Source organism: Pararoseomonas baculiformis (genome assembly GCF_017813395.1).
GTDB lineage: Bacteria > Pseudomonadota > Alphaproteobacteria > Acetobacterales > Acetobacteraceae > Roseomonas > Roseomonas baculiformis.
In genome coordinates this window covers 86,152-108,251 of record NZ_JAGIZB010000017.1, presented here as the reverse complement: position 1 = coordinate 108,251, position 22,100 = coordinate 86,152, and the positions used below count along the sequence as shown (strand labels likewise).

The window sequence follows — 22,100 nt, the reverse complement described above, 5'->3', positions numbered from 1 at the left end:
TAAGCCAATGGGCTAACATCCCGCCCGCCAATCCCAGTTGACACCACTTACCTATGCCAGCCCCGAAAAAGATGATGGTGAGGGGTCCGGGGAGAGGAAGAATTCCTTCTTCCTCTCCCCGGGACAGACCAGCCAGCAGAAGTAGAGCCTCTCACCATCAGTGCTCGAAGTCGAAGATCACCTCCGCCGTGCCGTTCCGCTCCACCGCTCGCACCCGGTCGGCCAGTCGCGCGATGAGCGTGGCCGAGACGCGGCGCATCGCCGCATCCAGCGCATCCCCCTCATCCGCCTCCAGCAGCGTTCGCGCGTCCGGAGCCGCGCCACCGCCCAGCGGAAGCGCGCGCCCGGCATGGATCAGGCGGCAGCGCAGGTTGAATTCGTCGAAGCTGGCCGAGAGCCGCACGGGGCCGTCCACGCCGGATTGCCGCAGCGCCTCCAGTGCCTCGCCCAGGGCGACGCCGGCCCGCACCACCACCTCGGCCCGCGCGCCCCAGGCGCGGCCCTGCTGTTCCAGGAACTCGGCGGCTGCCCGGGTTTCGTCCTTCGGGTCCAGGCTCAGCTCGGCCGTGCGCTTCACCCCGATCCGCAGCACCGCGTTCAGCCCCACGGCCGCGACGGATCCCATGGTGAGGCCGGAAGAGACGATGATCCGGCTCCAGTCCGGCGAGGCCTCCGCCAGGGCCGGCACCAGCATCACCCCGGTTCCGCAGACCAGCGCCAGTCCCACCGTGAAGCTGCGCTGCGTGTTCATCATGCGCGAGGTCGCGAGGCCCATCCCCGCCACGATGAGGTAGGAGGCGGTGTAGATCAGGATCCCCCCGATCACCGGGGCGGGGGTTAAGGCGATCAAGCCGGTGATCGGGGGCACGAAGGCCACCACCATCAGCACCACCCCGGCCGCCATTCCCACACGCCAGGCCGTGATCCCCGTGGCATGGGCCAGGCCGAGATTGGCCGATGAGATCGCGCTGGCCAGCACCCCCGCGAAGCCCTGCAGGATGTGCATGAGACCCAGCGCCGTCACGGCGCGTGCCACCAGGGTCATGTCCACCCGCCGCCAGCGCGCGTCGTTCATCTTGTCCATGGACAGCACGCTGCCGAAGACATCCATCACCCCGATGAGCTGGGAGACGAGGAAGACCGCGATCGGCACCAGCAGGAATTCCGGTGCGGGCAGTTCCCGCCCGAGGATCGGCATGGCCAGCATGGGCAGGGAGGAGAGGGCAGCCGCCCCGCCGGGCTGTGCCGCCCCTGCCAGAAGGGCAACCACCGTGCCCGCCGCTGCCCCCACCACCACGGCCAGCCGCCGCAGCCCCGGCGGCCCCCAGAGGGAGGCCGCGATGATGCAGGCGATCGTCGCGGCCGCCGAGGCCAGGGCCGCGCCCGAGACGGCGCCGGTGACGCTGAGCCCCACCCCGCGCGAAAGCCCGGCCCCCACCAGCGAGAGTCCGAGCATCACAACCACCACCCCCAGCACCTCCGGCGGGAAGAAGGCGCGCAGCCGCGGGATCATCCGGGCAAAGAGGATGGCGGCGACGGCCGAGACGATGGTGGCCCCCATCGCCGCGCCCAGCCCATAGGCGCCCACCACCCCGATGAAGATGGGCAGTTTCGCCGGCGCCGGGATGGCCACCAGCAGCATGCCCGCGCCGAGGCGGCTCGGCACCGCCTGCAGCAGCGTGGCCGCCCCGAGCAGGAAGATGGTCGCGCTGACGAAGGCGTTTGTTTCAGCCGGTCCCAGCCCGATCCCCTGCGCCGCCACCAGGGCGTAAAGGATGAACATCAACGACAGCGCGGCATGCTGGAGCCCCATGCTGAAGGTGAGTCCGCGCGGCGGCGCCTCGTCGATTGCGTAAAGAAGTTCTTCGGGGCGGTGGCGCTTGGGCGGGGCGGGCGGCGGCAGGAAGCGGTCGAGCAGGGACTTCAATCCAGGCGCTCCGGGCGGTGGTCGGGGCGCGTGCAGGCGCCGGTCTGCGTCATGATCCTTTAGAATAAGCCATCATTGCCGGCCCTTGTGGAGCCGCTATAGAGCCGCCGCCCGTGCGGGGTCGAAAGGCCATCCGCCGGCCATGCAGGCCATGCCGGGCGTGTCACGCTTCCTCACGGCCGCGACCTGCGCCTGTTACATGCCGCGGGCCATCTTGGGATCATCGTCAAGGAGGACGAAGAATGACCCGGACCCGCAAGATCACCCTCTCTGCCCTGGCCGTGCTTCTCGGCGCCGGTGCCATCGGCGCTGCGCCCGCCCTGGCGCAGGAAGGCCCGCGCCGCGGCGGCATGTTCCAGCAGGCCGATGCCAACAATGATGGCCGCGTCACCGCCGAAGAGGGCTGGGCCAGCCTTTCCGCCCGCTTCTCCGAGGCGGATGCCAACAAGGATGGCGGCGTGACGCTGGAGGAGTTCCGCAACCACATGCGCGCGCGCATGGAGGCCCGCCGCGGCGATCGCCCGGCGCCGCCCGCCGGCCGCCTGGCCCGAATGGAGGAGCGTGGCGCCGGCATGTTCCGCGCGCTGGACGCCGACCGCGACGGCCGCGTGACCCTCGCCGAGCTGCGCCCCTTCGCCGAGGCGATGTTCCGGGCCCGCGACGTGAATGGCGACAATGCCCTCACCCAGGATGAGGTGCGGCGCCGCCATGTGCGGGCCGAGCGGCACCGGGATGCGGCGCCTCAGCAGGCACCGACCCAGGCCCAGTAAGGCCGGATGGCCGGGGGGAGGGTGCTTCCCCCGGCCTGAGCGCCTACGCCCACGGATCCGCGCAGGCGAATGGCGGCGAAGCGGGCAGAAGCCGCTGCGGCGTTCAGAAGGGGATCTGGATGTCTTGGAAGGAAACCCGCCCTGGGGAGAAGAGGGGGGGTGGTGGGCGCGACAGGGATTGAACCTGTGACCCTTCGCGTGTGAAGCGAATGCTCTCCCGCTGAGCTACGCGCCCGGAGTGGGCGGGGATATCTACCGGCTCGCCTTTCCTGTCAAGCAGGCCCCTGGCGAAACCCGATCGCCGACCCGATCTTTATACGGTCCGCGATGCAAGGCCTGGTATGACCCCCCACCGGCTCCGCCGTCCCGCGCTTCTCGCCGCTGCGCTGCTGGCTTCCGCCGCCCTGCCAGCCCGGGCCGAGACGATCTCGGCCACCTACACCGTTCATGCCGCGGGCATGACGGTGATGGAGATCAACGCCACGCTGGACGTATCCGAGTCCGGTTATGTGGTCGAATTCCGCTCCCGCATGCGGGGCCTCCTCTCCGCCTTTGCCAGCGGGCAGACCACCACCCGCGTGGAAGGGGTGTGGGATGGCGCCACGGCTCGCCCGCGCCGCTATGTCTCCGAAGGCGTCTGGCGCGGGGAACCGCGCCGCACCGTTCTGGAATGGCAGGGCCGCCAGCCCGTGGTCCGCGCCATGGTCCCCGCCAACCAGGACGAGCGCGAGCCCGTGCCCGACGCCCTGCAGCGCAACACCATCGACAGCCTCTCCGCCATCGCCCAGCTGGTCCGTCAGGTGCGGCGCGAGGGCCATTGCAACGGCGCCGCCCGCATCTATGACGGCCGCCGCCTGAGCGAGCTGGCCGCCCGGACACAGGGGCGCGACCAGTTTCCCCCGGCGCGGGGCGAATGGTCCGGCATTGCCATGAAATGCGCCTTCGAGGGCCGCTTCCTTGCCGGCCACCGCAAGGGCGAGGATGTCGAGGCAGCCCGCCGTCCCCAGGCCGGCACCGCCTGGCTGGCCGAGGTGGTCCCGGGCAGGCCGCCCATTCCCGTGCGCATCGACCATGACAGCCGCTGGCTCGGCACCCTTACCGCGCGCCTGGCCAGTTTCGGCCCCTCTGCGCAGGTGCAGGCGCCGGGCCGGGAACTGACGCCGGGCTGATGATCCGGCGGGCGGCGGCGGTTCAGCCCGGATAACCGGCCGCGGGGAGCGAGGCCTGCACCAGCGCCCGCGCCGCCCAGCGGGCAGTCGCCTCGATCCCTTCATCCTCCAGCCCGCACACATCCCGCAGCACCACGACCGTCTCGATGCCCGCAAGGAGCGAGAGGCCGCGCAGCAGCCGCTCGAAGGCCTGCTCCCCGATCTCGGACCGGAGGGGCGCCAGCGCGCGGGCGAGCCATTCCACGCGGCGCCCGGCCCGGCGGGGCGCCCCGGCATCCGGTCCCTTCACGGCTTCGCCGAGATAGGCGCGGAACAACGCCTCGTTCCGCAGGACCATGCGAAGCACCGCGGCCACCATCGCCTCCGCCGTCTCGGCGGCCGGGGCATCGGGCGGGATGGGGGCGGCCTCGTCCAGCTCCTGCGCCAGGGAATCCAGCACCGCTTCCTGCACCATGGCCTCGGGTGTCGAGAAGTAGCGATAGGCGCTGGAGCGGGAGATGCCCGCGTGGTCCGCCACATCCGCGACGGATGGGGAGCGGCCCTCCGCGATCAGTGCCCTTGCCGAGGCGAGAAGCAGCCGCCGGGTCCGCTGCTTCTGCCGTACCCTTCCGGTTTCCGATTGACCTGCCACATCCCGCCCTTTATGAGACAAGCATCCCGTAAGGAAACCATTGTCCCATGAACGCGGATTTCCTGCCAGCTGCCGCCGGGCCGGTGCCCCCGGGCAGCATTCATCTCCTGGGCAACCTGCTGCGCTTCCACGCCACGGCGGCGAGCACCGGCGGCAGCTTCTCCCTGGTGGAGGCCTGCACCGCGCCAGGCCAGGGCTCCCCGCCCCATCTGCAGCGGCGGGATGTGGAAGCCTTCTTCGTGCTGGAAGGCACCTATGAGTTCACCCTGGGCGGCAGCGTGCAGACCCATGGCCCCGGCGGCTTCGTCTTCGTGCCCAAGGACGTGCCGCACCATTTCCGCAATCCGGCGGAGCGCCCGGCCCGGATGCTCATCCTGAACGTGCCGGGAGGGCTGCATGAGGGCTTCTTCCGCGATGCGGGCGAGCCGGTGGAGCAGGGCGATGCCTTCCCGCCCATGGTGCCGCCGGATGTCCCGCGGCTCTGCGGCATTGCCGCATCCTATGGAATCGAGATCCTGCCGCCGGGCTAGCCGGGGAGGAGCGCCGCCAGGATGCCCGGCAGGTCCGCGGGCGCGGAGGCCACCGGCGCCCCCTCGGCCATCTCCGGCAGCCCGTAGCCCCAGGCGGCGAAGACCGGGGCGATCCCGGCGGCCTTGGCCGATCGCGTGTCGTTCTGGTGGTCCCCGATCAGCACGGCGCGCGACGCATCGCCCCCCATCCGCGCCAGGATGGCAAGCGGGTGGCCAGGATGCGGCTTGCGCACCGGAAAGCTGTCCCCGCCGCCGATATCGTCCAGCACGGGCGAAAGGCCGAGATCGTCCAGGATGATCCGCGCCGCCTTCTCCGGCTTGTTGGTGCAGACCGCCAGGCGCCAACCCGCCGCCTTCAGCCCCGCCAGCACCTCGGGGATTCCGGGGAAGGGGCAGGTCTCGTCGGCGGCATGGGCCTCGTAATCCGCCATGAAATCCGCCACGAGCCCGGGAGAGAAGGGCAGGTTCCGCACGCCGCTCGCGCGCTGGATCAGCACGGTCACCCCATCCCCGATCATCCGCCACACCTCCTCCCGGGTGAAGCCGGGCCGGCCATGCCGGGCCATCAGCCGCTCCAGGGCGGAATGGATGTCGGGCGCGCTGTCCAGCAGCGTGCCGTCAAGGTCGAAGAGAGCGATGCGGTCCATCCGGGCCACATGCCACCCCCGATTGCAGCCCGCAACGCGAGTTGAGGATGAGTTGAGGATCCCCACCCTTGCGGAGGAGGCCAGGGGAAGGCCTTATCTCAATTATGAAAAGGGCCGCCATTCTCCTCGCCGCCGGACTGGGCACGCGGATGCGTTCATCCCTGCCCAAGGCGATGCACCCCATCGCCGGCCGCCCGATGCTGAACCACCTCATCGCCTCCTGCGAGGAGGTGTTCGACCGCATCGTGGTCGTCACCGGCCCGGACATGCCGGCGCTGGAGAGGGCCGCGGCCCCCCACGCCACCGTGGTACAGCATGAGCGCCTGGGCACGGGCCATGCGGCCCTTCAGGCCGCGCCGCTGCTGGAAGGGTTCGAGGGCGATGTCGCCGTCCTCTATGCCGACAATCCGCTGATCTCCGCGGCCACGCTCCGCCGCCTCGTCGCCGCGCGGGATGGGGCGGATCTCGTCCTGCTGGCCATGCGCCCGGCCGACCCGGCCCGCTACGGCCGCGTGCTGCCGCACGAGGATGGCGGGATCTCCCGCATCGTCGAGTGGAAGGATGCCAGCGAGGCGGAGCGGGCCATCACGCTCTGCAATGTCGGCGTGATCTGCGCCCCCGCGCCGCGCCTTTTCGCCTGGCTCAGGGCCGTGCGGAACGACAATGCCTCCGGCGAGTACTACCTGACCGACACCGTCGCCGCCGCCCGTGACGCGGGGTGCCGCGCCGTGGCGGTGGAAGCCGAGGAGGCCGAGTGCCGCGGGATCAATTCCCGCATGGAGCTGGCCGCCGCCGAGGCCGCGGTGCAGGCCGCGCTGCGCGAGAGGGCGATGGCCGGCGGCGCCACGCTGATCCGCCCGGAAAGCGTCACCCTCAGCCATGACACGGTGATCGGCCAGGACGTGACCATCGGCCCCGATGTCGTCATCGCCCCGGGCGTGACGATCGAGGATGGGGTGGAGATCCGCGCCTTCTCCCATCTCGAAGCCTGCCTCGTGCGGCGCGGCGCCGTGATCGGCCCCTTCGCCCGCCTCCGCCCGGGCACGGAGATCGGCGCCGGCGCCCATGTCGGCAATTTCGTGGAGCTGAAGGCTGCCCTGCTTGGCGAGGGCGCGAAGGCTAACCACCTCTCCTATATCGGCGATGCCAGCATCGGCGCCGGCAGCAATATCGGCGCCGGCACCATCACCTGCAATTACGATGGCTTCGCCAAGCACCGCACCAGGGTGGGGCAGGGGGTCTTCATCGGCTCCAACGCCACCCTCGTCGCCCCCGTGGCGCTGCATGACGGCGCCTTCGTCGCCGCCGGCTCCACGATCACCGCCGATGTGGCGCCCGATGCGATGGCCTTCGGCCGCGCCCGCCAGGAACAGAAGGAAGGCCGCGCCGCCGCCTTCCGTGCATCCCGCCGTAAGGAGAAGACCTGACCATGTGCGGAATTGTCGGCGTCGTCGGGCAGGTTGATGCCGCCCCTCGTCTCCTCGAGGCGCTGCGCCGCCTGGAATACCGTGGCTATGACAGCGCCGGCATCGCCACGCTGGTGAACGGCCATGTCGAGCGCCGCCGAGCCGAGGGCAAGCTGGGCAACCTGGCCGGGGTGCTGGAGCGCGACCCGCTGCCCGGCACCACGGGCATCGGCCATACGCGCTGGGCCACCCATGGCGCCCCCACCACCCGCAACGCCCATCCGCATGGCACCGCCCGCGTCTCGATCGTGCACAACGGCATCATCGAGAACCACGCGGAGCTGCGCGCCGAGCTGGAAGCCGAGGGCGCCGAGTTCGAGACGGAGACGGACACCGAGACCTTTGCCCGGCTCGTGGACCACCACCTCGCCCGCGGGGACAGCCCGGAGATCGCCTTCTCCGGCGCGCTGAAGCGCGTGCACGGCGCCTTCGCCCTGGCGGCCGTCTTCGCCGGGCATCCGCGCAAGCTCCTCGCCGCCCGCCAGGGCGCGCCCTTGGCCATCGGCTATGGCGAGGGCGAGATGTTCGTCGGCTCCGACGCCCTCGCCCTCGCGCCGCTGACCCGCCGCATCGCCTATCTGGATGAGGGCGACTGGGCCGTGGTGAGCGACACCACCGCCCGGGTCTTCGACGCGAATGACGCGCCGGTGGAGCGCGCCATCAAGACCACCGCCTTCTCCGGCGCAGCCATCGGCAAGGGCAATTACCGCCACTTCATGGAAAAGGAGCTGCACGAGCACCCCGCGGTGATCGGCGACACGCTCCGCCAGTATGTGGACCCGGCCACCCGCGCCGTGGCCCGCCCCGCGCTGCCCTTCGACCCCGCGACGCTGCCGCGGCTCTGGCTGTCCGGCTGCGGCTCGGCCTTCATCGTGTGCCAGACCGCCCGCTACTGGTTCGAGAACATCGCCCGCCTGCCCTGCGACGCCGATGTGGCGAGCGAGCTGCGCTATCGCGACCCGCCGCTGACCAAGGGCGGCGCCGCCATGTTCGTCTCCCAGTCCGGCGAGACGGCGGACAACCTGGCCGCGATGAAGCTGCTGCGCACCGGTGGCCAGGCCCTGGTTTCCGTGGTGAACGTGCCCGAGAGCACCATGTCGCGTGAGAGCGACGCGACGCTGATGACGGTCGCCGGGCCCGAGATCAGCGTCGCCTCCACCAAGGCCTTCACCGCGCAGCTCTCCGTCATGGCCTGCCTGGCGCTGAACTTCGCCCGCGCCCGCGGCGCCATCGATGCCGCCGAGGAGGCGCGGCTCACCACCGCGCTGCTGGAGGTGCCGGAGCACGCCGCGAAGATGCTGGACGCCAGCGCCGAGATCGAAGCCCTGGCCGAGGACATCAAGGGCGCGCGGGACGTGCTCTATCTCGGCCGCGGCAGCATGTTCCCCATCGCCCTCGAAGGCGCGCTGAAGCTCAAGGAGCTCTCCTACATCCATGCGGAGGGCTATGCCGCCGGCGAGATGAAGCACGGGCCCATCGCCCTGATCGACGAGAAGGTGCCGGTGATCTCCCTCTGCCCCTCCGGCCCGCTGTTCGAGAAGACCGCCTCCAACCTCCAGGAAGCCGCGGCGCGCGGCGGCCGCATCATCGCCTTCACCGATGAGGACGGCGCCCCGGCGCTGCGCCGCTTCGCCTCCCGCGTGGTCGTGCTGCCGAAGGTCGATCCCTTCGTGGCGCCCATCCTGCACGCCATCCCCGTGCAGATGCTCGCCTATCACGTGGCGGTGCTGAAGGGCACGGATGTGGACCAGCCGCGTAACCTGGCCAAGGCCGTGACCGTGGAGTGAGGGACGGCGCCCTCCGGGGTGCCGCTTCCGCCACGCCTTCCTGCATGCAAGGCTGCGCCCCAGGGCAGGGGGCGGCCCGATCAGGTCGTTCCCGCCGCTGAATCGGAGGGAACGAGATGAGCAATCACCCGCCTGGCCGGCGCGACCTGATGGGCTGGGGCGCCATGGCGGCCGGCCTCGGCCTGCTCCCCGCCTCCGCGCCGGCGCAGCAGTCGCCCGCGCGGATGGAAGGCGCCGCCTACACCCCGCGCTTCGTCACCTCGCCGGATGGCGTGCGCCTCGCTGCCTATGAGTTCGGCAACCCCCAGGGCCCGGCGATCCTGTTCCTGCACGGCTATGCCCAGGCCGCGATGTCCTGGGACCGGCAGCTGCGGGACCCGGCGCTTGCGCGCGATTTCCGCATGGTCGCCATCGACCTGCGCGGCCATGGGATGAGCGCGAAGCCCGAGGGCGACGCCTTCTACAAGCCGGGCAAGGTCTGGGCCGATGACGTGCGCAGCGTCATCACGGAAATGGGCCTGCAGCGGCCGGTGCTGGTGGGCTGGTCCTATGCGGGGCGGCTGGTCGGCGATTACCTCACCGCCCATGGCGCGGGCGCGCTGGCCGGGATCAACTATGTCAATGCCAGCAGCACGCTGGGCGATCCGGCCTTTCTCGGGCCGGATGTCGGGCTGCTCGGGCCCCAGGCCATGCAGGCGCCGGGAATCGATGCCTTCATCGACGGCACGGTGCGTTTCCTGCGCGCCTGCTTCGCCACCCAGCCGGACCCGGCCGACTTCCAGACCATGCTGGCCTTCAACATGCTGGCGCCGCTCTATGTCCGCGCCGGCCTGTCTGGCCGCCCCGCGAACTATACGGAGGTGCTGAAGGCGCTGCGCCTCCCCGTGCTGGTCACGCATGGCGAGAAGGACCGCATCCTCGCCACCCCCATGGGCCGCTTCACCGCCTCCACCATTCCGGGCGCGACGCTCTCGCTGTACCCGGAAAGCGGCCACGCGCCCTTCTGGGAGGAGCCGGCGCGCTTCAACCGTGAACTGGCGGATTTCGTGCGGCAGGCCCAGGGCTCGCGCTAGCCCCGGGCGCGCGGCGACGCCGCATGGCGGGTGCGGCCCCTATTCGGGCTGCACCCCCAGCTCCTTCAGGATGCGGCCATAGGTCGCGAATTCCTCGCGCAGCATCGTGTTCAGCTGTGCCCGCGGCACGAAGGAGGCCGGGGCGCGGGTGGTCGCCAGCACCTGCTTCACCGCCGGTGTCTCCAGCCCGGTGCGGCAGGCTTCCTCCAGCCTGTCCAGGATCGGGGCGGGCGTGCCGCGCGGCGCATAGATGCCGACCTGGCTGAGCTGCAAGGCATCGATCCCCTGCTCCCGCGCCGTCGGCACATCCGGAAAGTCCGGGTGCCGCCGGTTCGAGAAGACGGCGATCAGCCGCATCCGCCCGGCCTGCACCAGCTCCGCCGCCGAGCTCACCACGGCGGCAGAGAAATCCAGCCGCCCGGCCAGCGTGTCGTTCAGGTGCGGTGCCTCGCCGCGATAGGGCACATGGTTGAACTCCACCCCCGTCGCCCGCTGAACGCGCCAGACGCCGAGCTGCGGAAGGGAATTGGGCCCGGGGCTGCCGAAGCTCATCTGCCGGCGCTTGCCCTCCGCCACCAGGTCGGGAAGCGTGCGCACCGGGCTGTCCGCCCGCACCACGATGCCCAGCACATTCTCGTTCGTGCCGCACACCGCCTCGAAATTCTCGGGATTGGTGCCGGCGCCGCGCACCATGTGCGGCTGCACCACGATGGCGGTCATCGGCGTCTGGCCGATCGTGTAGCCATCGGGCGCGCTGCTGGCGACATAGCGCATGCCCACCACGCCTGAGGCACCGTCGCGCGTCATCAGCACCAGGGGCTGGCCGAGGGTGCGCTGGAAATGGTCGCTCATCGCCCGCATGAGCGCGTCGGCCGCCCCGGGCGTATAGGGCATGACCATGACGATCGGCTTTTCAGGATAGGCGGGCTGGGCCCAGGCGGCGGATGGGGCGGCCGATGCGGCGCCCAGCAGCGCCAGGGCCGAGAGCAGGATGCGCCTCATGGTGCTCAACCCTCCAGGATCGCGACCGCGCGGGTCCATCCCGCGGAAGCCCTGTGAATCTTCACGGGGAAGCACGCCACCATGAATCCATGGTCCGGCAGCGCCTCCAGGTTGGAGAGCTTCTCCATCTGGCAGTAGCCGATCTCACGCCCGGCCCTGTGCCCTTCCCAGATAAGGGAGACATCGCCTGTCTCCTGCACGCGCTTGCGCGTGAAGCTGAAGGGCGCGTCCCAGGACCAGCCATCCGTCCCCACCACGCGCACCCCTCGCTCGGCGAGCCAGAGCGTCGCCGCGCGCCCCATGCCGCAGCCGCTGTCCACGAAGTCGCTCTCGCCATAGCGGCTGCCGGCGCGCGTGTTCACCAGCACGATCTCCAGCGGCTTCAGCTCATGCCCGATGCGGCGCAGCTCCGCCTCCACCTCCTCTGGCGTCACCACATGCCCGTCGGGCTTGTCTCGGAAATCCAGCTTCACGCCGGGCTGGAAGCACCAGTCCAGCGGCACCTCGTCGATCCGCATGGAAGGACGGCCACCCGGTACCAGCTTCTCGTCCATTCGGGAGAAGAAGTGATACGGCGCGTCCATATGCGTGCCGTTATGGGTGGAGATGTTCACCTGCTCCACGGCCGCGTACTCGCCCCCGGGCAGCGCATCCAGGCCCACGCCCATATACTCGGCCATGTTCGGGGCGGTCTGGTGGTGGTCGCGATACTCGATCTTCGGCAGCATATGCGGCGGATCGCTCGCGATGCCGGCCTTCAGCACCGTCGAGATGTCGATGATCTTTCTTGGCATGTCTTTCTCGTTTCCTCCCGCCTGCTTCACTCGGCGGGCCAGGGGGGCGCGGGCAGGATGACCGCGCGGCATTCGCCGAAGCCGATGGATGCGGCCCCCGGCGCATGGGCACGGGCGCGGAAGATCACCTCGTCCCCATCCTCCAGGAAGCGCCGCGTCTCGCCATTCGGCAGTTCGATCGGGCCGCGCAGGATGAGCTCGGCCATGCAGGCCTCCGATCCTTCCCCGGGGCCGGAACAGGTGCCGCTGCCGAGCAGGTCGCCCGGCAGCAGGTTGCAGCCATTGCTCGCGTGGTGGGTCACCATCTGCGCCGGCGTCCAGGCCATGGTGGCGAAATCCGTCGCCGTCAGCCGCGCCGGGCCGCCGCCCGCCGCCTTCATGCGCGGCGTCAGCAGCCAGACCTCCATCGCGATGGAAAGCCCGCCGCGCGCGCGGTTCTCCGTGGAATCGAGATAGGGCAGGGGAGGCTGCACGCCTTCGCCCCGCTCGGCCGACGGAATGGCGAAGGGCAGCAGCGCCTCCGCCGTCACGATCCAGGGCGAGACCGAGGTGGACAGGCTCTTCGCCAGGAAGGGGCCGAGCGGCGGCATCTCCCAGCGCTGGATGTCACGCGCAGACCAGTCGTTCAGAAGCCCGTAGCCGAAGAGCCGCTCCGGCGCGCGGGACATCGGGACCGGCGTTCCCAGGGCATTCTCCCCCGCCAGCCAGATCGCCAGTTCCAGCTCGAAGTCCAGCGCCTCGGTCGGGCCGAAATGCACGCCCTCCCGCCGCTTCCACTGCCCGTTCGGCCGCACCACCGGCTCGCCGCTCACGCGCACGGAGCTGGCACGGGAGTGATAGGCCACCGGAAGGCTGTCGAAAGCCGGGGGCAGGGGCGCCAGCGCGTCCTTCAGCGCGCCGAGCCGCCAGGAATGGTCCCGCGAGACCATGAAATCCGAGAAATTCGCGATGGTGCAGGGCAGGTGCATCTGCGCCTCGCCCATCGGCACAAGAAGCGCCTGCGCCTGGTCGGCGGCCGCGCTGCCCTCGGCCAGCAGGTCGGAAACCTGCCGCCGCAGGTCGCGGGAGGCCCCGCGCCCCATGGCCATGAGCCGGTTCAGGCCTGGCTCCGCCGCTGCCTCCGCCGCCGGCCCGGAAACCAGTCCGGCATCCAGCGCCGCGCGCAGGTCGAGGATCTGGTCGCCGATCGCAACGCCGCCCCGCGGCGTTGCCCCGCCCCGCGAGAAGACCCCGAGCGGCAGGTTCTGGATGGGGAAGTCGGAATCCGGCGCCTGGGCCGAGGGAACCCAGGCCCGGCGTTCCGGGTCATGGGTGGAGTCGAGGGCGTTCATGCGCCCATCCTTGCGTCCTTGCTTCCGGCTGTGAAGGGGAAATATATTTTCCCGGTGTTGATCGATCATCCTGCCCAGAACGGGGCAGCCACCCTCTCCGAGACAGCTGCCCGGCGCCTCCGCCAGGACATCATCGGCGGCGGCTTCCCGCCCGCCACGCGCCTGCGCCTGCGCGACCTCTCGGCCCGCTACGGCCTGGGCGCCACGCCCTTGCGGGAGGCCCTGGCCCGCTTGGCCGCGGAAGGCTTCGTGATGCTGGAGGGGCAGAAGGGCTTCTCCGTCCCGCCCGTCACCCGTGCGCATCTCCTGGACATCACCCGCTCCCGCCAGGTGGTGGAGCCCGAGGCGCTGCGCCTGGCCATGGAACATGGCCGCGCCGCCTGGGAGGATGGGATCGTCGCATCGCTTTCCTTGCTCCGGCACGAGATCGGGCGGCGCGACCCGGCCAGCGAGGAATGGGTGGATGCCTATGAGGCCCGCCACCATCGCTTCCACCGCGCCCTGATCGCCGCCTGCCCGCTGCCCTCGCTCCTGCGCTTCTGCGACGACCTTTACCTTCAGAAGACCCGCTACCGCCGCCTGATGGAGACCGCGCACCAGGATTGGGCGCGGATGCTGGCCGTGCATGAGGCCCTGGCCGAAGCCGTGCTGGCGCGGAGCGACGAGGCACCTGGCCTGCTCACATCCCATATCGGCGTCACCGCCGAACTGGTGCTCGCCCTGCTCGGCGAGGCACCGCCCGAGGGATGAGGGAGCCGCCGTCCTCAACCTCTGCCATGTGATCCTGCCCAGGGCGGATGACAGCCGGCCCGGCCCGGCCCATCTTCCGCCGAAGCATCGCCGAAGGGAGCGCCCCCATGCTCGACACCGCCTCCAAGCTCGTCCTCAAGGACTCCGATCTCTTCCGCCAAGCGAACCGCGTCGGGGGTGAATGGGTCCAGGCCGCCTCCGGCAAGACCATCGCCGTCCGGAACCCCGCCAATGGCGAGGTGATCGGCCATGTCCCCTCCCTGTCACGGGAGGAGGTGCGTGGCGCGATCGAGGCCGCGCACGCCGCCCAGCCCGCCTGGCGCGCCCTGCTGGCCAAGGAGCGTGCGGCCATCCTGCGCCGCCTCTTCACCCTCATGATGGAGAATGCGGACGACCTGGCCGCCATCATGACGGCCGAGCAGGGCAAGCCCCTGGCGGAGTCCAAGGGCGAGATCGCCTATGCCGCCTCCTTCATCGAGTGGTTCGCCGAGGAGGGGAAGCGGATCTACGGGGACATGATCCCCACCTTCAAGCAGGGCAGCCGCGTCCTGGTAATGAAGGAGCCGATCGGCGTCTTCGCCGCCATCACGCCCTGGAACTTCCCGGCCGCCATGATCACCCGCAAGGCCGGCCCGGGCTGGGCTGCCGGCTGCACCGGCGTCATCCGCCCGGCCTCGCAGACCCCCTTCTCGGCGCTGGCCATCGCCGTGCTGGCGGAGCGCGCGGGCATGCCGGCCGGCGTCTGCAACGTCGTCACCGGCTCCGCGCGCGAACAGGGTGAGGAGCTCTCCACCAACCCCATGGTCCGCAAGCTGTCCTTCACCGGCAGCACGGAGGTGGGCCGCACCCTGCTGGCGCAATGCGCCAGCACCATCAAGAAGACCAGCATGGAGCTGGGCGGCAACGCCGCCTTCCTCGTCTTCGACGACGCGGATCTCGATGCGGCGGTCACCGGTGCCATGGCCTCGAAGTTCCGCAACACCGGCCAGACCTGTGTCTGCGCCAACCGGATCCTGGTGCAGGACGGAGTCTATGACGCCTTCGCCGAGAAGCTGAAGAAGGCCGTCGAGGCGCTGAAGGTCGGCAACGGCATGGAGCAGGGCGTCACCCAGGGGCCGCTGATCAATGCCGATGCCGTGTCGAAGGTGGAGGAGCACATCGCCGACGCCACGGCGCATGGCGCGAAGGTGCTGACCGGCGGCAAGCGCCACCCCCTCGGCGGCAACTTCTTCGAGCCGACCATCCTCACGGATGTGCCCATCTCGGCGAAGGTGCTGAAGGAGGAGACTTTCGGCCCCATGGCCCCGCTTATCCGCTTCAAGACGGAGGAGGAGGGCATCCGCCTGGCCAATGACACCGAGTTCGGCCTGGCCGCCTATTTCTACGCCCGCGATGTCGGCCGCATCTTCCGCGTCGCGGAAGCCCTGGAGAGCGGCATTGTCGGCGTGAACGAGGGCATCATCTCCACGGAGGTCGCCCCCTTCGGCGGCGTGAAGGAGAGCGGCCTGGGGCGCGAGGGCAGCAAGTACGGCATCGAGGATTACCTCGAAATCAAGTACTGCCTGATCGGCGGGGTCTGACATGGCGGGGGAGGGGAATGGCGCCCCTCCCCACCCTTTCGGGCCTGGCGCCGCGGCCAGGCCCGCCCTGGCCTGCCGGCCATCCCGTGCCCGGCGGGCGCCTCAAGCCCGCCCGGGGCGAATCTTCCATGCCGGCCACGCAGCACGGCCAGCCCGGCGGCACCCTTGCGCGATGCGGGGTGAAGCCCGACCTTTCGGCGCATGAGCGCGCCACACCCCTACGACTTCGACCTCTTCGTCATCGGCGGCGGCAGTGCCGGCGTCCGCATGGCCCGCATCTCCGCGGGCCATGGGGCGAAGGTAGGCATCGCCGAAGGCCGCTTCTGGGGCGGCACCTGCGTGAATGTCGGCTGCGTGCCGAAGAAGATCATGGTCCAGGCGGCGGAATACGGCGCCTGGGCGCGGGACGCTGAGGCCTTCGGCTGGACCAATCTGGGCGACCCGCAGCATGACTGGGCCACCCTGGCCCGCGCGCGGGACATGGAGGTGGCACGCCTCTCGGGCATCTACAGCCGCATGCTCGGCGGCGTCGGCGTCGAGATCTTCGAGTGCTACGCCCATTTCACCGGCCCCCATGAGCTGAAGGTCGGGGACCGGACGGTCACGGCCAACCGCATCGTCATCGCGACCGGCGGGAACCCTGTGCGACCGGAAATTCCGGGCGGCGAGCACGCCTATATCTCGGATGACCTCTTCACCCTGAAGGAGATGCCCCGGCGCGTCCTCGTGGTCGGCGGCGGCTATATCGGGCTGGAATTCGCCTCGATGCTCAACGGGCTCGGGGCCGAGGTGACGCTCGCCTACCGCCAGTCCCTCCCGCTCCGCGGCTTTGACCAGGAGATCCGGGAGGCCGTGGCCGAGGCGCTTGCGGCCGACGGCGTCACCATCCTGTCCGGCGAAACGCCCGCCTCCATCACCCGGGAGGGCGAAACCCGCATCACCCGCATGGGCTCCGGCAAGATGGTGGAGGCCGATGCCGTCTTCTATGCCATCGGCCGCAAGCCCGCGACCAAGGGGCTGGGCCTGGACGCGGCCGGGATCAATTGCCGGGAAGGCGGCGTGATCGCGGTGGATGACGACCACGCCACCAATGTCCCGCATATCTACGCCCTGGGCGACGTGACCGACCGGGTGAACCTCACCCCCGTTGCCACGGCCATGGGCCATGCGCTGGCCGATACCCTCTTCGGCCCGAAGCCACGCCGCGCGAGCTATGAGAACGTGCCCAAGGCCGTTTTCACCTCCCCCCCGATCGGCAGCGTGGGCCTGACCGAGGACGAGGCGGCCCTGCGTGGCCCCGTGGAGATCTACACCACCCGCTTCACCCCCATGCGCCACACCATCACCCGGCGAGAGGGCCGCAAGACCGTGATGAAGCTGGTGGTGGAGGCCGGGACCGGCTGCCTCCTGGGCGCCCATATGATCGGGGAGGACAGCCCGGAGATCATGCAGGGCATTGCGGTGGCCGTGGCGAACCGCCTGACCAAGGCCCAGCTGGACGCCACCATCGGTATCCACCCCACCGCGGCGGAGGAGTTCGTGACCATGCGGGTCGCTACCCGCCGTGTGGGGGAGGGGGCCGCGAAGGCGGCCTGAGCTGCAAGGGGCGCCCCGAGTCGCTGCCGCATGACAGTCCCGCCAACCCCGGTGTGACATGTCCCAAATTCAGGAAATTCCGCAGGATCAACGATTTTGCTGGCGGGAACGCGGTGCCTCGCCGGCTGAGCCTTGCGTCATTCGTGACGCAACCTGTCGTTGCATGTCACACTCGGCCGGTCACCAGCGATTGGGATGTTCCGTGCCGCCGAAACCCCGGCAAGCTCCAATCCCCCGGCCCGAAGCCCGGCAGTCATTCCGCCGATGATGACCGTCATCGGCTGCATCACGCAGAGCCATAACCTCGCCCTGGTTCTCGTCGCCGCGGCTGTCTGTGCCGCGGGTTCCTGGTCCACCGTGCATCTCCATGGCCGGGCGGCGCGCACCGCGGGGCCCCAGCGGGCCGGCTGGCACTTCCTCAGCGCCGTCGTGTCGGGCGCCGCCATCTGGTGCACCCATTTCGTTGCGATGCTCGGCTTCGATCCGGGCGTGCCTGTCAGCTTCGATCCCGTCATCACCATCCTGTCCCTGCTGATCGCCATGGGTGGGGCGCAGGCCGCCTTCATCATCTCCGCCGGCGGATGGGGCCGGGCGGCCCCGCTGCTGGGTGGCGCCCTGCTCGGGCTCGCGATCGCCGCCATGCATTATACCGGCATGCTGGCCTACCGCGTGCAGGGCATCCTCACCTGGAACCCCTCGGCCGTCGTGGCCTCCGTGCTGCTCGCCACCTTCTTCTCGGCGGCGTCCCTGCATCTCGCGGTGCGCCCGGGCCGCCGCCTGGACCAGCCCCTCGCCGTATTGTCGCTGATGCTGGGGATCACGAGCCTGCACTTCACGGGCATGGCAGCGCTCACCGTCAGCCCCCTGCCGCTGCCGGAAGGCGGCACGGACCCCGCGACGCTGGTGGCCCTGGCCCTGGCCGTCTCTCTCGTCGCCTTCATCGTCGTCGGCGCGGGAGTGGCCAGCTACCTTATCGATGACAACGCCCGTGCCGAAACCCGGCGCCAGCTGAGCGAACTCGCGCATACGGACCTGCTGACCGGCCTGCCCAACCGCGAGGCCTTCCGCATCCACTTGGAACAGGAAATCGCCGCAGCCGCGCGGGGCGGCTTCCGCCTCGCCCTGCTCAGCCTCGACCTCGACGGCTTCCGCGGCATCAACGAGGCCCATGGCCACGCAGCCGGTGACCAGGCCCTGCGCGGCCTGGCGCGGCGCATCTCGGTCCTGACAGGGCCGGGCGAGTTCTTCGCACGGATCGGGGCGGATGAGTTCGTCGCGCTCAAGCGCATGGAGGAGGATGCGGCGCTGGACGAGTTCCTGGCCCGGATCCGCCTCGCCCTCGGCCTGCCGCTGCGGATCGAGGCGGAGACGATCCCGCTTTCCGCCAGCATCGGCGTGGCCCTGTTCCCCCAGGATGCGCAGACCGATAACGCCCTGGTCACCTGCGCCGGCCTTGCCCGGAGCCGTGCCCGGGCCGAGGGAGCCGGGCAGCTCCGCCACTATGAGCGCCTGATGGAGGAATCCGCGCGGGCACGCCGCCAGCTCGTCGCCGATCTGCGGGAGGCGGTGGAGGCCGGGCAACTCTCGGTCCACTACCAGCCGCAGGTCCGGGTTTCCACCGGCGAGCTTCGCGGCTTCGAGGCACTGCTGCGCTGGACCCACCCCGCCCGTGGACCCGTCTCGCCGGCCGAATTCATCCCGCTGGCCGAGGAGCACGGGCTGATCGGCCCCATCGGCCAGTGGGTGCTGCGCCGCGCCTGTGCCGATGCCGCCGCCTGGGCCGAGCCCCTCAAGATCGCCGTCAACCTCTCCCCCGCGCAGCTGTCCGATGCAGGCCTGCCGAAGCTCATCCAGGACACGCTGCAGGAAACCGGCCTTGCGGCTGAGCGGCTGGAACTCGAACTGACCGAGACGATGATCCTGGGCGACCGGGAGCGCGCCCTGCAGAGCCTGGCCCAGATCAGCGCACTTGGGGTGAGCATCGCGCTGGATGATTTCGGCACGGGCTACTCCTCCCTGGACACGCTCCGCGCCTTTCCCTTCAGCAAGATCAAGCTGGACCGCTCCTTCATGCGGGAGGTGGAGGCGAGCCCCCAGGCCGTGGCCATCATCCGCGCCGTGCTCGCCCTGGGCCGCAGCCTCGGCATCCTGGTTCTGGCCGAGGGGATCGAAACCGAGGGCCAGCTCGCGATCCTTCGGGCCGAGGGTTGCGACGAGGCCCAGGGCTACCTCCATGGCCGCCCGGTGCCGGTGGAAGCCCTGCTGGCCGAAGGGAGGGTGACCCTGGGGGCAGGCCAGCCGGCCGTGCCGGGGCAGCGCCGCGGGCGGCTGATGGCGGTGGCCTGACCTCCGCCGGGCCCGCCCCGGGCCCGGCCCCACGCTGCGCCCGGGGCAGGTGCCCGTGATCAACCCTTGCCCCCCGGGCCTCCCCCGCTATGGTGCCCGACCGCCCCGAGAATGGGCGGCGCCCATACTGGATACGTCAGCGATGCCGAGCACCTCCTGGCACCCCGCCTCCTGGCGCGAGATGCCCATCCGCCAGGTTCCCGATTACCCGGACCAGGCCCGCCTGCGCGCCATGGAAGAGAAGCTCGCCCGATTTCCCCCGCTCGTCTTCGCCGGTGAGTGCGACCGGCTGACCCGCGCCCTGGCCGAGGCCGGGGAGGGGCGCGCCTTCGTGCTCCAGGGCGGCGATTGCGCCGAGAGCTTCGCGGATTTCAACGCCAACACCATCCGCGACACCTTCCGGGTGCTGCTGCAGATGGCCGTGGTCCTCACCTTCGGCGGCGGCCTGCCCGTGGTGAAGCTCGGCCGCATGGCTGGCCAGTTCGCCAAGCCCCGCAGCAGCGACACGGAAACCGTCTCCGGCGAGACGTTGCCCTCCTATCGCGGGGACATCATCAACGGCTCCGGCTTCACCGCCGAGGCGCGCATCCCCGACCCCTCGCGGATGGAATTCGCCTATCTGCAGTCCGCGGCCACGCTGAACCTGCTGCGCGCCTTCGCCACGGGCGGCTTCGCCGACCTGCATGAGGTGCATCGCTGGAATCTCGGCTTCGTCGCCCGCTCGCCCCTGGCAGACCGCTACGCCGATATCGCCCAGCGCATCGACGAGACGCTGCGCTTCATGGCCGCCTGCGGCATGAACAGCCTCACCGCCCCCCAAATCCGGGAGACGGAGTTCTACACCTCGCATGAGGCGCTGCTGCTTCCCTTCGAGGAGGCGATGACGCGCGAGCCATCCACCCATCCGCGCCGCCACTTCGCCTGCTCGGCCCATTTCCTCTGGATCGGGGACCGCACGCGCCAGCCGGATGGCGCGCATGTCGAGTTCCTCAGCGGCGTCTCCAACCCCATCGGGCTGAAGGTCGGCCCCACCACCGGGGTGGACGATCTGCTGCGCCTGACCGAGCGGCTGAACCCCAACAACATCCCGGGCCGCCTCACCCTCATCGCCCGCATGGGCGCCGACAAGATCGAGGAGAAGCTCCCGCCGCTGATCCGCGCCATCCAGGCCCATGGCCGCAAGGTCACCTGGCTGTCGGACCCGATGCACGGGAACACGCATTCGGCCGGCGGCTACAAGACCCGCTCCTTCGACGCCATCCTGCAGGAGGTGCGCGGCTTCTTCGACATCCACCATGCCGAGGGCACCAATGCCGGCGGCGTGCATGTGGAGATGACGGGCCGCGACGTGACCGAATGCCTGGGCGGCGCGCACCGGCTGACGGAGGCCGATCTCTCGGCCAACTACGCCACCTTCTGCGATCCTCGCCTGAACGCCGAGCAGTCGCTGGAGCTCGCCTTCCTCGTCGCCGAGGAGCTGAAATCCCGCCGCGCCACCGCCCTTCACCTGCAGGCCGCGCAATAGCGATGACCACCCCGCTCGAAGCCGATATCGCCGCCCGCACGGATGTCTACTTCAAGCGCACCAAGGCGATCGTGCAGCGCTTCGGCGATGCGCGCGTCACCTATGCCGTCTTCCTCCGCCGCCCCGTCGTCTCCGCCCCGCGGCTGATGCTGGACTGGCTGAGGACGGTGGCCGAGGAGCGCGGCGCCGATCTCGGGATCGAGCTGATGCACAAGGAGGGCACCTGGGTCGGCGCGGGCGACCCCATCGTCTACATCACCGGCTCGTTCGTGCATCTCTCGGATCTGGAGACGCTGCTTCTCCAGAAGCTCGGCTCTGCCTGCGTCGCGGCGCACAACGCCTACCAGATGTGCCTTGAGCTCCCGCATGTCGCCTTCCTCGCCATGGAGGCGCGGCATTGCGCGGGGGCCGAGATGCAGGAGCTGATGGCCTATGCCGCCTCCATCGGCAGCAAGGCCGCGAAGGAGGAAGGGGCGAAGGGCTTCATGGGCAATGCCAATGACGCCACGTCCCACTACTACGGCGCGCAGCGCGGGGCGGGCACCATGCCGCATGCCCTGATCGGCTATGCCGGCAGCACCCTCCGCGCCGCCGAAATGTTCCACGAGACCTTCCCGGACGAGAACCTGACGGTCCTCACGGACTATTTCGGCCAGGAGGTGACGGATGGGCTCGCGGTCTGCCACCGCTTCCCGGACCTGGCCGCCGCCGGCCGCATCGCCGTTCGGCTGGACACGCATGGCGGGCGTTTCCTCGAAGGGCTGGATCCCCAGAAATCCTACGCGCTGATCGACCGATACGCGCCCGGCGCCATCCGCCGCTACCGCAGTGACGCCGAGCTGCGCCACCTCGTCGGCACCGGCGTTTCCGCCGCCGCCATCTGGCGCATGCGCGAGGCGCTGGACGAGGGCGGCTTCCCGAAGGTGCGGATCGTCGCCTCCTCCGGCTTCGGCGTCTCCAAATGCCGCGTCATGGCCGAGGCGCGTGCGCCGATCGACGTGATCGGCACCGGCAGCTTCATCCCGAACAGCTGGAGCGAGACCTACGCCACCGCCGACATCGTGGCCTATGACGGCGTGGAGCGCGTGAAGCTCGGGCGCGAATTCCTACTGCGCGGCGGGGCAAGGGCAGAGCGCTGAGCGGCGCCGCCTCGCCCGCCATCCGTCCAGGGGCGCC

General features: G+C 70.3%; 18 protein-coding genes and 1 tRNA gene. 12 read left to right on the top strand and 7 right to left on the bottom strand.

The genetic code is table 11. From position 1 onward, the window contains the following. Positions 1 to 157: 157 nt before the first annotated feature. The gene (locus J8J14_RS17265; RefSeq protein ID WP_209380785.1) at positions 158 to 1,927 is read right to left on the bottom strand and encodes a solute carrier family 23 protein; all 1,770 of its coding nucleotides are present in this window, start codon (positions 1,925 to 1,927) and stop codon (positions 158 to 160) included. A 242-nt stretch (positions 1,928 to 2,169) separates the two neighbouring features. Here J8J14_RS17265 and J8J14_RS25495 point away from each other — a divergent pair, with 242 nt between their 5' ends. Further along, positions 2,170 to 2,697 carry an EF-hand domain-containing protein gene (locus tag J8J14_RS25495; protein ID WP_209380784.1) on the top strand — a complete coding sequence of 176 codons (528 nt, stop codon included), beginning with the start codon at positions 2,170 to 2,172 and terminating at the stop codon, positions 2,695 to 2,697. 160 nt (positions 2,698 to 2,857) lie between these two features. On the opposite strand, the gene J8J14_RS17255 is transcribed toward J8J14_RS25495, so the two are convergent. Further along, positions 2,858 to 2,932 (bottom strand) — tRNA-Val (locus tag J8J14_RS17255). 106 nt (positions 2,933 to 3,038) lie between these two features. Here J8J14_RS17255 and J8J14_RS17250 point away from each other — a divergent pair. Then, the gene (locus J8J14_RS17250; RefSeq protein WP_209380783.1) at positions 3,039 to 3,866 is read left to right on the top strand and encodes a DUF3108 domain-containing protein; all 828 of its coding nucleotides are present in this window, start codon (positions 3,039 to 3,041) and stop codon (positions 3,864 to 3,866) included. 22 nt (positions 3,867 to 3,888) lie between these two features. Here the strand turns inward: J8J14_RS17250 and J8J14_RS17245 are convergent, their stop codons facing one another. Continuing rightward, positions 3,889 to 4,497: a TetR/AcrR family transcriptional regulator gene (locus tag J8J14_RS17245; RefSeq protein ID WP_209380782.1), complete on the bottom strand. Its 609-nt coding sequence runs from the start codon at positions 4,495 to 4,497 to the stop codon at positions 3,889 to 3,891. A gap of 47 nt (positions 4,498 to 4,544) precedes the next feature. On the opposite strand from J8J14_RS17245, the gene J8J14_RS17240 reads away from it, so the two are divergent. After that, positions 4,545 to 5,027: a cupin domain-containing protein gene (locus tag J8J14_RS17240; protein WP_209380781.1), complete on the top strand. Its 483-nt coding sequence runs from the start codon at positions 4,545 to 4,547 to the stop codon at positions 5,025 to 5,027. Here the strand turns inward: J8J14_RS17240 and J8J14_RS17235 are convergent. Continuing rightward, on the bottom strand, positions 5,024 to 5,674 hold the full coding sequence (locus J8J14_RS17235) for an HAD family hydrolase (RefSeq protein WP_209380780.1): 651 nt from the start codon (positions 5,672 to 5,674) through the stop codon (positions 5,024 to 5,026). The genes J8J14_RS17240 and J8J14_RS17235 overlap by 4 nt on opposite strands. A 104-nt stretch (positions 5,675 to 5,778) precedes the next feature. On the opposite strand from J8J14_RS17235, the gene glmU reads away from it, so the two are divergent. From glmU to J8J14_RS17220, 3 genes are all read left to right on the top strand, one after another. Further along, the gene (glmU, locus tag J8J14_RS17230) at positions 5,779 to 7,101 is read left to right on the top strand and encodes a bifunctional UDP-N-acetylglucosamine diphosphorylase/glucosamine-1-phosphate N-acetyltransferase GlmU (protein ID WP_209380779.1); all 1,323 of its coding nucleotides are present in this window, start codon (positions 5,779 to 5,781) and stop codon (positions 7,099 to 7,101) included. Positions 7,102 to 7,103: 2 nt separating this feature from the next. Then, the gene (gene glmS, locus J8J14_RS17225) at positions 7,104 to 8,927 is read left to right on the top strand and encodes a glutamine--fructose-6-phosphate transaminase (isomerizing) (RefSeq protein WP_209380778.1); all 1,824 of its coding nucleotides are present in this window, start codon (positions 7,104 to 7,106) and stop codon (positions 8,925 to 8,927) included. A gap of 116 nt (positions 8,928 to 9,043) precedes the next feature. Further along, positions 9,044 to 10,000, top strand: a complete 957-nt coding sequence (locus J8J14_RS17220; protein ID WP_209380777.1) for an alpha/beta fold hydrolase — start codon at positions 9,044 to 9,046, stop codon at positions 9,998 to 10,000. 39 nt (positions 10,001 to 10,039) lie between these two features. Here the strand turns inward: J8J14_RS17220 and J8J14_RS17215 are convergent, their stop codons facing one another. From J8J14_RS17215 to fahA, 3 genes are read right to left on the bottom strand one after another with little or no spacing between them, the layout of a single operon-like run. Continuing rightward, positions 10,040 to 11,002 carry a Bug family tripartite tricarboxylate transporter substrate binding protein gene (locus J8J14_RS17215; protein ID WP_209380776.1) on the bottom strand — a complete coding sequence of 321 codons (963 nt, stop codon included), beginning with the start codon at positions 11,000 to 11,002 and terminating at the stop codon, positions 10,040 to 10,042. A gap of 5 nt (positions 11,003 to 11,007) precedes the next feature. Then, positions 11,008 to 11,796 carry a cyclase family protein gene (locus tag J8J14_RS17210; RefSeq protein WP_209380775.1) on the bottom strand — a complete coding sequence of 263 codons (789 nt, stop codon included), beginning with the start codon at positions 11,794 to 11,796 and terminating at the stop codon, positions 11,008 to 11,010. 26 nt (positions 11,797 to 11,822) lie between these two features. Further along, positions 11,823 to 13,127, bottom strand: a complete 1,305-nt coding sequence (gene fahA, locus J8J14_RS17205; protein ID WP_209380774.1) for a fumarylacetoacetase — start codon at positions 13,125 to 13,127, stop codon at positions 11,823 to 11,825. A gap of 57 nt (positions 13,128 to 13,184) precedes the next feature. Between fahA and J8J14_RS17200 the strand changes: the two genes are divergently transcribed. The 6 genes from J8J14_RS17200 (at position 13,185) to J8J14_RS17175 (ending at position 22,063) form a co-directional block, all read left to right on the top strand. Continuing rightward, complete coding sequence (locus J8J14_RS17200; RefSeq protein WP_209380773.1) at positions 13,185 to 13,877, top strand: GntR family transcriptional regulator; 693 nt, start codon at positions 13,185 to 13,187, stop codon at positions 13,875 to 13,877. Positions 13,878 to 13,984: 107 nt separating this feature from the next. Continuing rightward, positions 13,985 to 15,457, top strand: coding sequence for an NADP-dependent succinate-semialdehyde dehydrogenase (gabD, locus tag J8J14_RS17195; RefSeq protein WP_209380772.1), 1,473 nt, complete (start codon positions 13,985 to 13,987; stop codon positions 15,455 to 15,457). A 201-nt stretch (positions 15,458 to 15,658) separates the two neighbouring features. Beyond that, on the top strand, positions 15,659 to 17,053 hold the full coding sequence (gene gorA, locus J8J14_RS17190; RefSeq protein ID WP_209380771.1) for a glutathione-disulfide reductase: 1,395 nt from the start codon (positions 15,659 to 15,661) through the stop codon (positions 17,051 to 17,053). Positions 17,054 to 17,317: 264 nt separating this feature from the next. After that, the gene (locus J8J14_RS17185) at positions 17,318 to 19,399 is read left to right on the top strand and encodes a putative bifunctional diguanylate cyclase/phosphodiesterase (protein WP_209380770.1); all 2,082 of its coding nucleotides are present in this window, start codon (positions 17,318 to 17,320) and stop codon (positions 19,397 to 19,399) included. A 142-nt stretch (positions 19,400 to 19,541) separates the two neighbouring features. After that, on the top strand, positions 19,542 to 20,924 hold the full coding sequence (locus J8J14_RS17180; RefSeq protein WP_209380769.1) for a class II 3-deoxy-7-phosphoheptulonate synthase: 1,383 nt from the start codon (positions 19,542 to 19,544) through the stop codon (positions 20,922 to 20,924). 2 nt (positions 20,925 to 20,926) lie between these two features. Further along, positions 20,927 to 22,063: a beta/alpha barrel domain-containing protein gene (locus tag J8J14_RS17175; protein WP_209380768.1), complete on the top strand. Its 1,137-nt coding sequence runs from the start codon at positions 20,927 to 20,929 to the stop codon at positions 22,061 to 22,063. Positions 22,064 to 22,100: the final 37 nt, after the last annotated feature.